General features: G+C 61.5%; 17 protein-coding genes and 1 pseudogene. 15 read left to right on the forward strand and 3 right to left on the reverse strand.

Annotation, left to right across the window (positions count from 1 at the left end):
* Position 1 precedes the first annotated feature (1 nt).
* Genes lptE through VGK14_RS07375 form a run of 7 tightly spaced genes read left to right on the forward strand, consistent with a single transcriptional unit; the run spans position 2 to position 5791 of the window.
* Complete coding sequence (gene lptE / locus VGK14_RS07345; RefSeq protein WP_331508333.1) at positions 2-529, forward strand: LPS assembly lipoprotein LptE; 528 nt, start codon at positions 2-4, stop codon at positions 527-529.
* The gene (gene holA, locus VGK14_RS07350) at positions 530-1552 is read left to right on the forward strand and encodes a DNA polymerase III subunit delta (RefSeq protein ID WP_331508334.1); all 1023 of its coding nucleotides are present in this window, start codon (positions 530-532) and stop codon (positions 1550-1552) included.
* Positions 1549-2805, forward strand: coding sequence for a glutamate-5-semialdehyde dehydrogenase (locus VGK14_RS07355; protein WP_331508335.1), 1257 nt, complete (start codon positions 1549-1551; stop codon positions 2803-2805). The genes holA and VGK14_RS07355 overlap by 4 nt, the downstream gene beginning before the upstream one ends.
* A 15-nt stretch (positions 2806-2820) precedes the next feature.
* Positions 2821-3474, forward strand: a complete 654-nt coding sequence (gene nadD / locus VGK14_RS07360) for a nicotinate-nucleotide adenylyltransferase (protein ID WP_331508336.1) — start codon at positions 2821-2823, stop codon at positions 3472-3474.
* Complete coding sequence (gene rsfS / locus VGK14_RS07365; protein WP_331508337.1) at positions 3471-3827, forward strand: ribosome silencing factor; 357 nt, start codon at positions 3471-3473, stop codon at positions 3825-3827. The genes nadD and rsfS overlap by 4 nt, the downstream gene beginning before the upstream one ends.
* Positions 3828-3845: 18 nt before the next feature.
* The gene (rlmH, locus tag VGK14_RS07370; RefSeq protein WP_331508338.1) at positions 3846-4322 is read left to right on the forward strand and encodes a 23S rRNA (pseudouridine(1915)-N(3))-methyltransferase RlmH; all 477 of its coding nucleotides are present in this window, start codon (positions 3846-3848) and stop codon (positions 4320-4322) included.
* Positions 4323-4357: 35 nt separating this feature from the next.
* Positions 4358-5791 (forward strand): deoxyribodipyrimidine photo-lyase, encoded by a 1434-nt coding sequence (locus VGK14_RS07375; protein ID WP_331508351.1) that lies wholly within the window; start codon positions 4358-4360, stop codon positions 5789-5791.
* Between the two features lie 34 nt (positions 5792-5825).
* Here VGK14_RS07375 and VGK14_RS07380 read toward each other — a convergent pair whose 3' ends face one another.
* On the reverse strand, positions 5826-6827 hold the full coding sequence (locus tag VGK14_RS07380) for a class 1 fructose-bisphosphatase (protein WP_331508339.1): 1002 nt from the start codon (positions 6825-6827) through the stop codon (positions 5826-5828).
* 194 nt (positions 6828-7021) lie between these two features.
* Between VGK14_RS07380 and VGK14_RS07385 the strand changes: the two genes are divergently transcribed.
* Positions 7022-7783, forward strand: a complete 762-nt coding sequence (locus VGK14_RS07385) for a VacJ family lipoprotein (RefSeq protein WP_331508340.1) — start codon at positions 7022-7024, stop codon at positions 7781-7783.
* A 72-nt stretch (positions 7784-7855) separates the two neighbouring features.
* Here the strand turns inward: VGK14_RS07385 and pmbA are convergent, their stop codons facing one another.
* Positions 7856-9196, reverse strand: a complete 1341-nt coding sequence (gene pmbA / locus VGK14_RS07390; RefSeq protein WP_331508341.1) for a metalloprotease PmbA — start codon at positions 9194-9196, stop codon at positions 7856-7858.
* Between the two features lie 40 nt (positions 9197-9236).
* Between pmbA and yjgA the strand changes: the two genes are divergently transcribed.
* Positions 9237-9737: a ribosome biogenesis factor YjgA gene (yjgA, locus tag VGK14_RS07395; RefSeq protein ID WP_331508342.1), complete on the forward strand. Its 501-nt coding sequence runs from the start codon at positions 9237-9239 to the stop codon at positions 9735-9737.
* Here the strand turns inward: yjgA and VGK14_RS07400 are convergent.
* Positions 9734-10483: a PDZ domain-containing protein gene (locus tag VGK14_RS07400; RefSeq protein WP_331508343.1), complete on the reverse strand. Its 750-nt coding sequence runs from the start codon at positions 10481-10483 to the stop codon at positions 9734-9736. The two genes, yjgA and VGK14_RS07400, sit on opposite strands and share 4 nt — an antisense overlap.
* A gap of 84 nt (positions 10484-10567) precedes the next feature.
* Between VGK14_RS07400 and mog the strand changes: the two genes are divergently transcribed.
* The 6 genes and pseudogenes from mog to recX all read left to right on the forward strand — a co-directional run.
* Positions 10568-11161: a molybdopterin adenylyltransferase gene (mog, locus tag VGK14_RS07405; RefSeq protein WP_331508344.1), complete on the forward strand. Its 594-nt coding sequence runs from the start codon at positions 10568-10570 to the stop codon at positions 11159-11161.
* Entirely contained in the window at positions 11158-12120 is a 963-nt protein-coding gene (thiL, locus tag VGK14_RS07410; RefSeq protein ID WP_331508345.1) for a thiamine-phosphate kinase, read from the forward strand. The genes mog and thiL overlap by 4 nt, the downstream gene beginning before the upstream one ends.
* Positions 12104-12592, forward strand: a complete 489-nt coding sequence (locus VGK14_RS07415; RefSeq protein WP_331508346.1) for a phosphatidylglycerophosphatase A — start codon at positions 12104-12106, stop codon at positions 12590-12592. Before thiL ends, VGK14_RS07415 begins: the two co-directional genes overlap by 17 nt.
* Positions 12571-13068: a CinA family protein gene (locus tag VGK14_RS07420; RefSeq protein ID WP_331508348.1), complete on the forward strand. Its 498-nt coding sequence runs from the start codon at positions 12571-12573 to the stop codon at positions 13066-13068. Before VGK14_RS07415 ends, VGK14_RS07420 begins: the two co-directional genes overlap by 22 nt.
* Before the next feature lie 81 nt (positions 13069-13149).
* Entirely contained in the window at positions 13150-14187 is a 1038-nt protein-coding gene (recA, locus tag VGK14_RS07425) for a recombinase RecA (RefSeq protein WP_331508349.1), read from the forward strand.
* A 16-nt stretch (positions 14188-14203) separates the two neighbouring features.
* Positions 14204-14641: pseudogene (gene recX, locus VGK14_RS07430) on the forward strand (recombination regulator RecX); the annotation flags it as partial.
* Positions 14642-14680 lie beyond the last annotated feature (39 nt).

Here is a 14680-nt window from a genome sequence, read left to right on the forward strand (position 1 = left end):
CATGCAAAACTCTGTTTCCAAACGCGGCCTGCTGGTGCTGGCTTGCGCCTTCGCGCTGAGCGCCTGCGGTTTCCATCTGCGCGGCACTGGCAGTTTGCCTTTTGACACCCTGTATGTGCAAGGTGACGGCGCGCCGGATATTGCACGCGATCTCAAGCGCTCGCTTGGCGGCAGCGGCGTCAAGCTGACCAAGACCGCGGAAGAGGCGCAGGCCTCGCTGGAACTGATGAGCGAAAGCGGCGAAAAACGCATTCTGTCACTGGGCTCTGGCGGCAAGGTGCGTGAATATGAAATCCTCTACCGCGTGGTTTTCCGTGTTCGCGATGCCGGCAACGAGAGTTGGGGCGGACCGCAGACAGTGGAATTGCGCCGCGATTTTTCCTATGACGATACCAAGCTGCTGGCCAAGGACGCCGAAGAGGCGCGGTTGGCGGGCGATATGCACACCGAGGCCGTGCGGGAAATTCTGCGGCGCGTAGGCAGCCTGAGCAAGCAAAAACCTGCCGCCGGGCGGACGACCACCGAATAAATGAAGGTCGCTGCCGAGCAGCTCGTGCAGCATCTGGAGGGCGGGTTGCGCCCGCTGTATGCGGTTTGCGGCGATGAGCCGCTGGGCGTGATGGAGGCCGTGGATGCGATACGCGCCGCCGCCCGCCGCCAGGGCTATGCCGAACGCGAAATCTTCAACGTCGAGCGCGGCTTCAACTGGCAGCGCATCCGGGCCAGCAGCCAGAGCCTGTCGTTGTTTTCCAGCCTGCGGCTGGTGGAGATCAACATTCCCTCCGGCAAGCCCGGTGTCGATGGCAGCAAGGCCTTGCAGGACTACGCGGCCGATCTGCCGCCGGATACCGTTACCTTGATTACGCTGCCGCGCATCGACAAGAAAGACCAGGGCGTTTGGTTCCGTGCACTGGAAGATGTCGGCGTGATGATTTTTGCCTGGCCGGTGGAAACGGAAAAGCTGCCCGCGTGGATAGGCCGTCGCCTGGCAGCCCAGAACCAACAGGCGGATACGGAGGCGCTGGAGTTCATCGCCAACCAGGTGGAGGGCAATTTGCTCGCTGCCCATCAGGAAATCCGCAAGCTCGGCCTGCTCTATCCCCAGGGCCGGCTGGCTATCGAGGATGTACGCGATGCGGTGTTGAATGTGTCGCGTTTCGACGCCTTTCAGTTGGGGGATGCGATATTGGCCGGGGATGCGACGCGCACCGCCAAGGTGCTTGCCGGTCTCAGGGCCGAGGGCGTGGAGCCGGTGGCGTTGCTGGGCATGCTGGTCTGGCTGCTGCGCGGCGTGCTCAAGGTCAAAAACGCGCAGGTGCAGGGCATGGACCTGATGTCCGCGTTCGGCCAGGCCAAGATCTGGGGCGACAGGCAGAATTTAATGCGGCAAGCGCTGGGGCGGCTATCGCTGAAACGACTGCAGGCCGCGCTGCTGAAAATGGCGGAAATCGATAAAATCAACAAGGGGCTGGCACAGGGCGAGTCATGGCTGGAACTTTCGCGCTTGTGCCTGGGTCTGGCGAGAGCGCAGCCGGCAAGGAGCAATAGATGAACATCAAGGAATACATGCAGCGGCTCGGGGTTCAGGCCCGCGCTGCGTCGCGCCTCATGGCCAAGGCCGACACCAATGCCAGGAACCAAGTGCTGCTGGTCATTGCGGGAAGCATCCGGCGCGACAAGGACACTTTGCTGGCGGCCAACCGTGCCGATATGGAAACTGCGCGTGCGGCCGGTATGGACGCCGCGATGCTGGACCGCCTCGCATTGTCGGAAAAATCCATCGCGACCATGGCGGAAGGACTCGAGCAGATCGCCCAGCTTCCCGACCCCATCGGCGAAATCACCGATCTCAAGTACCGCCCTTCCGGCATCCAGGTCGGCCGCATGCGCGTGCCGCTGGGCGTAATCGGCATCATCTATGAAGCGCGGCCGAACGTGACCGTGGATGCCGCCGGCCTGTGCCTGAAATCCGGCAACGCCTGCATTCTGCGCGGCGGGTCGGAAGCGATCAAATGCAACCAGGCGCTGGCCGCGCTGGTGAAAGCCGGACTGCGCGCGGCGGGCCTGCCCGAGGCTGCGGTGCAGGTGGTCGAAACCACCGATCGCGCCGCGGTGGGCGAGCTGATCACGATGAAGAATTACGTCGACGTCATCGTGCCGCGTGGCGGCAAGGGTCTGATCGAGCGCATTTCCAGCGAAGCGCGCATCCCGGTCATCAAGCATCTGGACGGCAACTGCCATGTATATGTGGACGACGAAGCCGATGCCGACAAGGCGCTCTCCATCGTCGAGAATTCCAAGACCCAGCGGCTGGGCACCTGCAATACCGCGGAATCGCTGCTGGTGGCGCGGTCTGTCGCTGCGGCGATGCTGCCCAAACTGGCTGACATGCTGATTGCCGGGGGCGTGGAAATCCGCGGCTGCGACGAAACCCGGAAACTGGTGCCGCAGGCCCGCGCCGCGACCGAAGAGGATTACTACACCGAATACCTGGCCGCAATCATCTCGGTTAAGGTGGTGGCCGGTCTGGATGAAGCGATCGAGCATATCAACAAGTATTCCTCGCAGCATACCGAGGCCATCGTCACCGAGAATTACACCAAGGCCAGGCGGTTCCTGCGCGAAGTGGATTCCAGTTCGGTGATGGTCAACGCCTCCACCCGCTTTGCCGACGGCTTCGAGTACGGCCTGGGCGCAGAAATCGGCATCTCCACCGATAAAATCCACGCGCGCGGACCGGTGGGGCTGGAAGGGCTGACTTCGCAGAAATACGTCGTGCTGGGCGACGGTCAAGTAAGAAGCTGATTGCAAGCGACCGGCATGCCATCGACAGGCATCTTGGGCGGCACCTTCGACCCGATCCATTTCGGCCATCTGCGCATGGCCCAGGAACTGGGTGCAAGCCTGGGCTTGGATGAAGTGCGCTTTGTTCCCGCAGCGCGTCCGCCGCATCGCCCGGAACCCCATGCCCCGGCGCAGCATCGGGCCGCGATGGTGCGATCGGCGATCGCCGATAATCCGCAGTTCGCTTTCGATGCCAGGGAGCTGGAGCGCGCGGGACCGTCCTATATGTTCGATACGCTGGCCAGCCTGCGCGCGGAACTCGGGGCCGATATTCCGCTGTACCTGCTGCTGGGTGCCGATGCATTCCTTGGGCTTCATGGCTGGCACCGCTGGCGCGAGTTGTTCGATCTGGCGCACATCGCCGTCGCGCATCGTCCAGGGTTTGCGCTGGATGCGAACAGCCCGCTGATGGCGCCGGAGCTGCGCGCGGAATGGCGGTTGCGCTATAGCGCACATGCGCCGGACTGCGCCTCCGGCAAAATTCTGCTGCGCGAAATCACCGCACTGGATATTTCCGCCAGCGCGGTAAGAAATGCGCTGGCGCAGGGCGACAGCCCGCGTTACCTGTTGCCCGAGCCCGTGCTCGGCTATATTCTCAAACACAAACTTTATACGTCAGGAAATGCATGAACCTTGAAGAAATGAAGCAAGCCGTGGTGGATGCGCTGGAAGACGTCAAGGCGACCGAGATCAGCGTTCTCGACGTGTCGGGGCTGACCTCCGTCACCTCTTTCATGATTATCGCCAGCGGCAGCTCCAATCGCCAGACCAGGGCGCTGGCCGACAATGTGCAGAAAAAGCTCAAAGAAAAGGGCGCGCAAATTTACGGCGTCGAAGGCGAGCAGGAGGGTGAGTGGGTGCTGGTCGACCTGGGCGATATCGTCGTTCACATCATGCTGCCGGCGACCCGCGATTACTACAACCTGGAACAGCTCTGGGGCGCGGCGGAAAGCCGTCGCCAGTCGGCCAAAGCGTCTGGCTAATAAAGCTCTGGCTTTTTAATGAAACTTCGCATCATTGCCGTCGGCCATAAAATGCCCGCGTGGGTGGCCGAGGGCTATGCCGAGTATGCCAAACGCATGCCGCGCGAAGCCGCGATGGAACTGATAGAACTCAAGCCGGGCAAGCGCGCCGCCGGCAAGGGCGGGGAACAGGTGCGCGCGGCTGAGGCCGCGCGTATCCTGGAAGCCGTGGGCAGCGATTTACTGGTCGCGCTCGACGAACGCGGCCAGCAGCTGACGACGCTCAAGCTGGCCGAAAAATTCAAGGGCTGGCTCGCCGGGGGGCGTGACGTGGCGCTGGTGATCGGCGGTGCCGACGGCTTGCATCCTGCCGTTAAAGAGCGTGCAGACTGGCTGTGGAGTCTGACGCCGCTGACCTTGCCGCACGGCATGGTACGCGTGCTGCTCGCGGAGCAGTTGTACCGCGCCTGGAGCGTGATCAACAATCATCCCTACCACCGTGGCGAAGCCGGATGATTAAATACTTGGCAGTTGGATGATCGGTGAGCGCTATGCAGGATAAGCCCTACGACAAAGCCCTGGTCTGGTTCCGCCGCGACCTGCGCGACTACGACCATGCGGCGCTCTCCCGGGCGCTGACGCAAAGCCGGCATGTTTACTGCGTTTTTGTTTTCGATACAGACATCCTCGGCACGCTGAAAGACAAGGCCGACCGCCGCGTCGAGTTCATATGGGAAAGCGTGCGCGAGCTGAAAACGGCATTGCGCGACCGGGGCGGCGACCTGATCGTGCCGCATGGCAGCGCCGCTCGCGAAATTCCGATGCTGGCGCGGAGTCTGGGCGTGCAGGCGGTTTTTGCCAACCGTGATTACGAACCGCAGGCGCTGGCGAGAGACGCCGCGGTGGCCGACGCTCTGGCCGCGGATGGCGTGGCCTTCCTGACTTTCAAGGACCAAGTGATCTTTGAAGGCGATGAAGTACTGACCGGCGACGGTCGTCCTTATCGCGTTTTCACGTTCTACAAGAAAGCCTGGCTGAAAAAAGTGACGGGCAACGACCTCGTCCCGCATCCGGTGGATGAACATCTGGCGGCTCTCGCCGCTCCCGCTCGGCCGTCTCTCCTGCCTACACTGGAGGCATTGGGGTTCAGCCGCAACCATCTTGACGGTTTGTTGCCTACCGGCATGTCCGGCGCCGATCGCTTGTTCGAGGATTTTCAGGAGCGCATCGACAATTACCATGCCGTGCGCGATTTTCCCGCGTTGAAGGGGCCGTCCTATCTTTCCGTGCATCTGCGCTTCGGCACGCTGTCGATACGCGCCGTGGTGAGCCATGCCTGGTACATGGGCAGCAGCGGCGCCGAAGTCTGGCTCAACGAGCTGATCTGGCGCGAGTTCTACTTTATGGTGCTGCACTACCATCCGCAGGTGGCGGAGGGCCATGCCTACAAGCCGGAATTCGAGCACTTCTCCTTTCCGGGCAGCAATGAATATTTTCTCGCCTGGTGCGAAGGCCGCACCGGTTATCCGCTGGTGGATGCCGCAATGCGGCAACTGAACCGGACGGGCTACATGCACAACCGCCTGCGCATGGTGACCGCGGGTTTTCTGGTCAAGGACCTGCTGGTGGATTGGCGCCGCGGCGAGGCCTATTTTGCGGACAGGCTGGTCGATTTCGACCTGGCGGCGAACAATGGCGGCTGGCAGTGGGCGGCTTCTACCGGCTGCGACGCGCAGCCGTGGTTTCGTGTCTTCAATCCGGTCACGCAGTCGGAAAAATTCGATGCGGAAGGGAAGTTCATCCGCAGATACGTGCCAGAACTGGCGCCCTGCGACAACCGTGAAATCCATGCGCCGTGGAAGATGGCGCCGCAGCGTCAGGCGCAAATCGGCGTGGTGATAGGCCGCGATTATCCGGCGCCTATCGTCGACCATGCCGTCATGCGCGCCAAGGTGCTGGCGCTCTACAAAAGCGCGGGCAGATAAAAAGCCGCACGCAGGTGGCCCGAAGGCAAGGCGTTTAGTCCCTGTGGTAGGAAACCACCCTGTCCACTTCGTTCCTGGAGCCGAGGATCACCGGTACGCGCTGGTGCAGGCCGGCGGGCTGGATGTCGAGGATGCGTTCGCGCCCGGTGGACGACGCGCCGCCGGCCTGCTCGACGATCATGCTCATCGGGTTGGCTTCGTACATGATGCGCAACTTGCCGCCCTTGTCCTTCAAGTTGCTGTCCAGTGGGTACATGAACAGGCCGCCGCGGATCAGGATGCGGTGCACTTCCGCCACCATCGAGGCCACCCAGCGCATGTTGAAATCCCTGCCGCGCGGGCCTTCCTTGCCTTTCAGGCATTCGGCGACATAGCGCTGCACCGGCGCTTCCCAATGGCGCTGGTTGGAGGTGTTGACGGCGAACTCGTGCGTGTCCGGCGGAATTCGCATATCGGGATGCGTCAGATAGAACTCCCCGACTTCACGGTCCAAAGTGAATCCATTGACGCCGCGGCCGGTGGTCAGCACCAGCATCGTCGAGGAGCCGTACAAGGCGTAACCCGCGCATACCTGGCCGGTGCCCGGCTGCAGAAAATCCTCTACCTTCGGATGGGTGACGCCTTCGGGCGCGCGCAGGATGGAAAAAATGGTGCCGACCGAGATGTTGACGTTCACGTTCGAGGAACCATCCAGCGGATCGAACAGGATCAGGTATTTACCGCGCGGATACTTGGCCGGGATTTCGTATGGGTCGTCCATCTCTTCGGATGCCATGCCGGCCAGGTGGCCGGACCATTCAAGCGAGGAAATGAAAATCTCGTTGGTGATGACGTCCAGTTCCTTCTGCACTTCACCCTGGATGTTCTCGGATTCCAGGCTGCCCATCGTACCTGCCAGTGCGCCCTTGTTCACCGCGAGTGAAATCTTCTTGCAGGCGGTGACAATGTCGTTCAGCAGCAGCGTGAATTCGCCGGTGGCCCCCTTGGCCTGACGCTGCTCTTCGATGATGAATTGGGTGATGGTCATGCCGTTCATGGTCAGGTACCTGGTCGGGAGAAGGTTCGGCTTTGTCTTAAAGGTGTTACATTTTTACAACGCGATTCTAGCATGCTTGAAGCGGCCATCCAAAAGGCTGGACAAGCCCAATCGCCTGCTTTACAGTTACGCGACGGCTGAAAATTGTCGAGTTTTATTTTGGCCGATTTCGAGACAAAAACAACGGAATCCACATGCGCACCAACTTGATCAAGACTGTAACTGCCGGTGTCATCGCTGCGGGCCTGCTCGGCGGATGCGCCACCCAAGCCAACAAGGACCCGCTTGAAGGTCTGAACCGGGGCATTTACAAATTCAACGATACCATCGACAAGGCGGCCGTCAAGCCTGTTGCCGGAGCTTACAAGGCGGTCGTACCCAGTCCGCTGCGTTTGGGCGTGAGCAATTTCTTCTCCAATCTGGGGGATGTGGTCACGGTCGTCAACGACCTGTTGCAATTCAGATTCAGCAAGGCTATGGACGATGCCGGCCGCGTCGCGATCAACACGACTTTCGGCATAGCCGGTATTTTCGACTGGGCTTCCAAGGACGGGATCGAAAAGCGCAACGAGGATTTCGGCCAGACCCTGGCTTACTGGGGCTGGCAGGACAGTGCTTATCTGGTGCTGCCTTTCCTCGGACCAAGCACGCTGCGCGATACCGGTGGCCTGATTGTGGATGGCGCTTTGTTTGATCCTGTCTACTATGTGGACGACCCCGCCGCCCGCAATCAGTTGCTGATCGCCAGTTTCATCGACAAGCGCTCCCAGTATCTGCCCGGCAGCGATTTGCTGGATGAGGCTGCGCTTGATCCTTATGTGTTCATGCGCGATGCATACCTGCAGCGCCGCAGCAATATGACGCACGATGGCGAAGAGCGGGAACGGGTCAAGGAGGAGTCTGATGCCGAGGATGCAGTCCCCGCGGACAAGGTCGCGTCGGCGGTCGCCAACTAACGCCGCGGAGTATGGTTTCAACCAAGCCCGGACAGCGATGTCCGGGCTTTTGTTTTTTATACGCCGATTTGTTTATTCTCCGGCAACCGTCATGCGCTCTATCAATAGCGAGCCGCACTGTTTGGAGCCCTGCACCAGCACATCGTTGCCGACCGCGACAATGCCGCGGAACATGTTTTTCAGGTTGCCGGCGATGGTGATTTCTTCTACCGGATACTGGATTTCGCCGTGCTCTACCCAGAATCCGGCCGCCCCGCGCGAATAATCGCCCGTCACCGGATTGGTGCCCTGGCCAAGCAATTCCGTCACGATCAGCCCGGTGCCCATCATGTTTACCAGCCCCGCGAAATCGTGCTCGCCGCTCCTGACAATCAGGTTGTGATTGCCGCCGGCATTGCCGGTGGAATGCATGCCCAGCTTGCGCGCCGAATAGCTGGAGAGGACATAGCCCTGCAGTATCCCGCCGCTCACCAGTTCGCGGTCGTGCGTTACTACGCCCTCGTGGTCGAACGGGCTGCTGGCCAAACCCCTGGAAATATGCGGCCGCTCGCTGATATCCACAATGGGCGAGAATACCTGTTGCCCCAGGCAATCGAGCAGAAACGATGACTTGCGGTAAAGGTTGCCGCCGGAAATCGCGCTGACAAAATTCGAGATCAGGCCGGAAGCGAGGCCGGGCTCGAACAAGACCGCGGTCTGCCGCGTATCCAGCTGGCGCGCGCCGAGGCGGCGCACGGTGCGTTCTCCCGCTTTGCGTCCGACTGTTTCGGCGCTTTCCAGGTCGCCGGCAGCGCGGGCGGTGCTGTACCAGTAATCGCGCTGCATCATTTCGCCCTGCTCGGCGATGACGGAGCAGCTCAAGGCGTGGCGCGATGTGGGGTAGCCGCCGCAGAAGCCGTTGCTGTTGGCATAAGCGAACAGCCCTTCATGCGCGGAGACGCTGGCTCCCTCCGAATTGTTCAGCCGCCGGTCGTACGTCAACGCGGCCGCTTCGCAGGTCTTCGCCAGTTCGATGGCATCCTCTACCGAGATATCCCAGGGGTGATAGAGATCGAGGTCGCAAATCTCGTGCGCCAGCAGGGTCGGGTCGGCCAACCCGCAGAAAGGGTCCTGCGCGGTATGCCGGGCGATGCTGCACGCGGCTTGCACGGTGTCGTTCAACGCTTGCGGGCTGAGATCGGAGGTGCTGGCATGGCCGCGGCGCTGGCCGAAGTAAACGCTGACGGACAAACCCTTGTCGCGGTTGTATTCTATGGTTTCCACTTCATCCAGACGCACCGTCACATTCTGGCCGAAGCCGAGGCTGATCTCGGCCTCGGCCGCGCTGGCGCCGGCCGCTTTTGCCTGCCGCAGCACGTCCTGCGCCATTTGCTTGAGCTGGTCCAGCGTATAGTTGAAACGGGTATCGTGCATGAAATGGTCGGTCCGGCAAAAACTGCTATGATACCCGACCATGCAAGATAACGACCACGAACAGGAACTCAGCAAAACTCAAATCAAGCAGCGCATGCACGATTTGCAGGAGATCGGCGAAGTGCTGGTCGAGTTGCCCAAGGAGAAGCTGAAGCAGCTCAGCCTGCCCGAAACGCTGCATGATGCCGTGCTGGAAGCCCGGCGCATCACCGCTCACGGCGGCCGCCGCCGGCAGCTGCAATATATCGGCAAGTTGATGCGCGGCGTCGACGATGCTCCGATCCGCGCCAAGCTTGACGAATGGAACGGCAACCATGCCGAAGAAACCGCCTTGCTGCACCGGCTGGAAAACTGGCGCACGCGGCTCATAGAAGATGATGCCGCGCTGTCGGAATTCCTGGCGCAATACCCCGACTTCGAGGTGCAGCAATTGCGTGTGCTGATACGCAACAGCCGCAAGGAGCAGCAACTCGGCAAGCCGCCGAAAAGCAGCCGCGAACTTTTCCGGATGCTGCGCGAAGGATTGTCCGCCAGCTCCTAGTCGTTTCCGGTATTGAGGACAATGGTTCTGCGCATGGTTTCCGCCGCGCGCGCAAAAACGATTTCTACCGATTGCCCGGCATAGCGACGCATGGCCCGCCGCAATGTATCCGCATTGAGCATGTCGGTATCGCCGATGCGCAGCAGCAAGTCGCCAGCCTGGATTTCGGCGGCTGCGGCGGGCGAATCCTTGACCACCGCGACCACCGGCAGGCCGCCAGGCACCGCGTTTTTACCCGGGTCTTGCACGTGCAGGCCAAGCACGGGTGGAGGCAGTTTGGCCCAATAGGATGCGATATATTCGTACTGCGGTGAATGCGGGGTAATCAGACGGCCTTTCGGTTGGCCCCGCTCCGCGGTTTGCTGTGAAGTCCCTGCTGGGCTTTTCTGCACGTTCAGCGTTACCAGTCCGCTGCGTTTGGTATACACCAGGACCAGGTCGGCATTGATTCTCGTTGCTTGCTCCAGCACTTGTTCCGGCGCGACATCGCCGGCTGCGAAGGAGGAATAACCCACTAGGTCATAACCATCTTCCAGCAGATGCCGATTATCGGTTTCCTGATCCCGGCCGCGATAGGCGCGCGGAGCGACGGCGGGTTTGGCGGCAGGCGGAGCCATGCGCTGGGTATAAAATTGCTGGTAAAGATTCGCTTGTGTGGGCGGTGCGGGGATCGGCGCCTTAGACGCGCACCCCACGCCCAGCAGCCCCACGCCCAGCAGGAAGATAAACAGCATGGTCTGGCGCATGGAGTTTCCTTTCCGAGACAAACTGCGGTGATATGATAAGGACGAAACGGCAATAATTTTTCTTGCAGTTGTGAGACAAGCGAAATGACAAAAGAATCCATACTCATCGGCCTGGTCAGCATCAGCGACCGCGCTTCCGGCGGCGTTTATGAAGACAAGGGCATTCCCGCGCTGCGCGACTGGCTGGGCGCGGCATTGACCACGCCGTGGCAGGCGGTGGCGCGCATCATTCCCGACGAGCAGGCGGAGATCGAAGCCACGCTGAAAGATCTGGTCGACCACGAAAACTGCCATCTGATCCTCACCACCGGCGGCACCGGCCCGGCACTGCGCGATGTCACCCCCGAAGCCACGCTGGCGGTAGCGGACAAGGAGATGCCGGGCTTCGGCGAGCAGATGCGGCAGATCAGCCTGCGCTTCGTGCCGACGGCCATACTGTCGCGCCAGGTTGCGGTGATCCGCAAGCAGGCGCTGATCATCAACTTGCCGGGCCAGCCGAAATCCATCAAGGAAACGCTGGAAGGGCTGAAGGATGGCGAAGGCAATGCCGTGGTCCATGGTATTTTCTCCGCCGTGCCCTATTGCCTGGATCTCATCGGCGCGCCTTACATCGAGACCGACGCCGCCGTGGTCAAGGCGTTCCGGCCCAAGTCTGCGCAGCGCAAAGCGGCGGAATGACCTCGGAGTTCGATCTCATCGCCCGCTATTTCACGCGGCCGACGCCGCATGCGACGCTGGGAGTGGGGGATGATGCCGCGCTGCTTCGGGTCTCGCCGGGCATGGAACTGGCCATTTCCACCGACATGCTGGTTTCTGGCACGCATTTCCTGCCGGATACCGACCCACGCAAGCTGGGCTGGAAAACGCTGGCGGTGAACATTTCTGACCTTGCCGCGATGGGCGCGCAGCCGCGCTGGGCAACGCTGGCGCTGGCCTTGCCTGACGCCGATGAGGCCTGGCTGGCCGCTTTTGCCGATGGTTTTTTCAAGTGTGCGGACTGCTACGGCGTCGAGCTGGTCGGCGGCGATACCACGCGCGGCCCGCTCAGCTTGAGCGTGACTATACTAGGCGAAGTGCCGCAGCAGCAGGCCCTGCGGCGCGACGCTGCCCGGGCCGGCGACGATATCTGGGTTTCCGGCACGCTGGGCGGCGCCGCGCTGGGGCTGGCGGCGCTGCAAAAACGGGCGGCATTGGAGGAAACCGACTTGACGCATTGCCTGCGCGCGCTGGAAACCCCGCAACCGCGCGTGGCGCTCGGCTTGGCGCTACGCGGTATCGCCCATGCCGCTATCGATATTTCCGACGGCTTGCTGGCCGATCTCGGCCATATTCTGGAGCGCTCCGGCGGCGGTGCGGAAATTTATTTTGCCGAGCTGCCCCGCCCCGCAACCGTCGATGCCGTGCTGGCGACGGCGTGGGGACGCCATTGCCTGCTGGCCGGCGGTGACGATTATGAACTGTGCTTTACCGCCGAGCCCGGGCAACGCGCCGCTATCGCCGCTTTATCCCAAAGTTTGCCGCTGCCGCTGCCGCTCACGCGCATCGGCAGTATCGTGGCGGCGCTCGGCTTGCGCGTGCTGGATGCGCAAGGCCAGCCTATGGCGATTGAGGAAACCGGCTATGACCACTTCGCCTGATTGGCGTTTTCTGCGGGCGCATCCCGCGCATTTCCTGGCGTTCGGCTTCGGCTCCGGGCTGGCGAAAGTGGCGCCGGGCACGTTCGGCACGCTGGTCGCGCTGCCGCTGTTTTTGCTGATGCTGCCCTTGCCGCTGCCGGTCTACCTGGGCGTGACGGCGATGCTGTTTGTGGCCGGAATCAAAATCTGCGATATCGCCGGCCGTGCGCTCGGGATTCACGATTATGGCGGCATCGTCTGGGATGAAATCGTCGCGATGCTGTTGGTGCTGGCATTCACGCCGCACACCTGGCCCTGGTTCACGGCGGCCTTCGCGCTGTTCCGCCTGTTCGATATCTGGAAGCCGTTCCCGATCCGCCAGCTTGACCAGTCGGTGCATGGCGGCTTCGGGGTGATGCTGGACGATCTGTTGGCGGCGCTCTATGCGCTTGCCGCATTAAAAGGGCTGCAATGGTTGACGATGCACTGGTAGGGCTTGCCGAGCAAGTGGGAAGGGCGTTCAAGGCGCGCGGCTGGATGCTGGCGCTGGCCGAGTCCTGTACCGGTGGGGGCGTGGCGGAGGCGGTTACGTCCGTGCCCGGCAGTTCGGCCTGGTTCGAGCGCGGTTTCGTCACGTACAGCAACACCGCCAAGATCGAAATGCTGGACGTCAATCCGCAGACGCTGGACGCGCATGGCGCCGTGAGCCTCGAGACGGTGCGGGAAATGGCAGCGGGAGCGCTTGCCCGCAGTCATGCGCAGGTAGCCATTGCGATCAGCGGCATCGCCGGCCCCGAAGGCGGTACGCCGGGAAAGCCGGTCGGTACGGTATGCTTCGCCTGGGCGATCAAAAACGGCATGGTGCACTGCGAGCAGCGGCGGCTTGACGGCGACCGCCAGTCCATACGCCGCCAGGCCGCCCAATATGCGCTGGGACACCTTCTGGCGCTCTCCCAGCCGGCGGCCTGAGCCCTGCTTGGCGCATGTCCGCGCTTACCTTCACCTGCGATTTATGAAATAATTCAGCTTTTTAACCGTTGGAGCCAGGGCATGGATGAGAATAAAAGCAAGGCGTTAGCCGCCGCTCTCTCGCAGATCGAGAAGCAGTTCGGCAAGGGTTCTATCATGCGCATGGGCGATACCGACGTGGCCGGCGACATCCAGGCGGTTTCGACCGGTTCGCTGGGGCTGGATCTGGCCTTGGGCATAGGCGGCCTGCCGCGTGGCCGGGTTGTCGAAATCTACGGCCCGGAATCTTCCGGCAAAACCACGCTGACGCTGCAAGTGATCGCCGAGATGCAGAAACTGGGCGGCGTCGCGGCTTTCATCGACGCGGAACACGCGCTCGACCCGCAATATGCGCAAAAGCTCGGCGTCAATGTCGCCGACCTGCTGATTTCTCAGCCCGACACCGGCGAACAGGCGCTGGAAATCGCCGACATGCTGGTGCGCTCGGGCTCGGTGGACGTGGTGGTGGTGGACTCCGTCGCCGCATTGACGCCGAAAGCCGAAATCGAAGGCGAGATGGGCGATTCGCACATGGGCCTGCAAGCCCGTCTGATGTCGCAGGCGTTGCGCAAGCTCACCGCCAATATCAAGCGCACCAATACGCTGGTGATTTTCATCAACCAGATCCGCATGAAGATCGGCGTGATGTTCGGCAATCCGGAAACCACGACCGGCGGCAATGCGCTCAAGTTCTACGCTTCGGTGCGCATGGATATCCGCCGCACTGGTTCCATTAAAAAAGGCGATGAGGTGATCGGTTCTGAAACAAGGGTAAAGGTCGTCAAGAACAAGGTCGCGCCGCCGTTCAAGCAGGCCGAGTTCGATATCCTCTACGGCGAGGGCATTTCGCGCGAAGGCGAAATCATCGAAATCGGCACCAATATGAAGCTGGTGGAAAAATCCGGCGCCTGGTATTCGTACCGTGGCGACAAGATCGGCCAGGGCAAGGACAATGCGCGCGAATACCTGAAAGAGCATCCGGAAATCGCGCGGGAAATCGAAGCCAAAATTCGCGCCCATGTAAAAATGGGCGCAGGCGAGGCAGTGAAGACGGTCATGCCGGAGGCGGACGACGAATAAGCCGAAATCTCCCGAGCCTTCCCTGCGTCAGCGGGCGCTTGACTACCTGTCTAGGCGCGAGCATTCCCGGCAGGAACTGCAACGCAAACTGCTGCCGTACGTTAACGAAGGCGAAGACGTCGATGCGCTGCTGGAGGATTTCCAGAAGCGCGGCTGGTTATCCGACGCACGTTTTGCCGAGCAAGTCGTCCATGCCAGAAAAGGCCGTTACGGCAGCCTGAAAGTGGCGCACGAGCTGCGCGAGAAGGGCGTGAGCGAAGCATTGGCGGACAAGGCCGTCGCAGCGATGGCGCCGGAGGAACTGGCGCATGCCAGTGCGGTATGGCGGAAGAAATTCGGCGCGGCACCGAAAAGCCACGAGGAGTGGGCAAAACAGGCCAGATTCCTGCAAAGCCGCGGTTTTGGGTTTGAGATTATTAAACGGGTATTGAACGATACGCCGGAGGAAATGTAGCGCAGGCGGCCTCGCCTGCCTTCGGAGTAACAATGCAGG

The sequence above is a fragment of the Novimethylophilus sp. genome (assembly GCF_036504375.1).
GTDB lineage: Bacteria > Pseudomonadota > Gammaproteobacteria > Burkholderiales > Methylophilaceae > Novimethylophilus.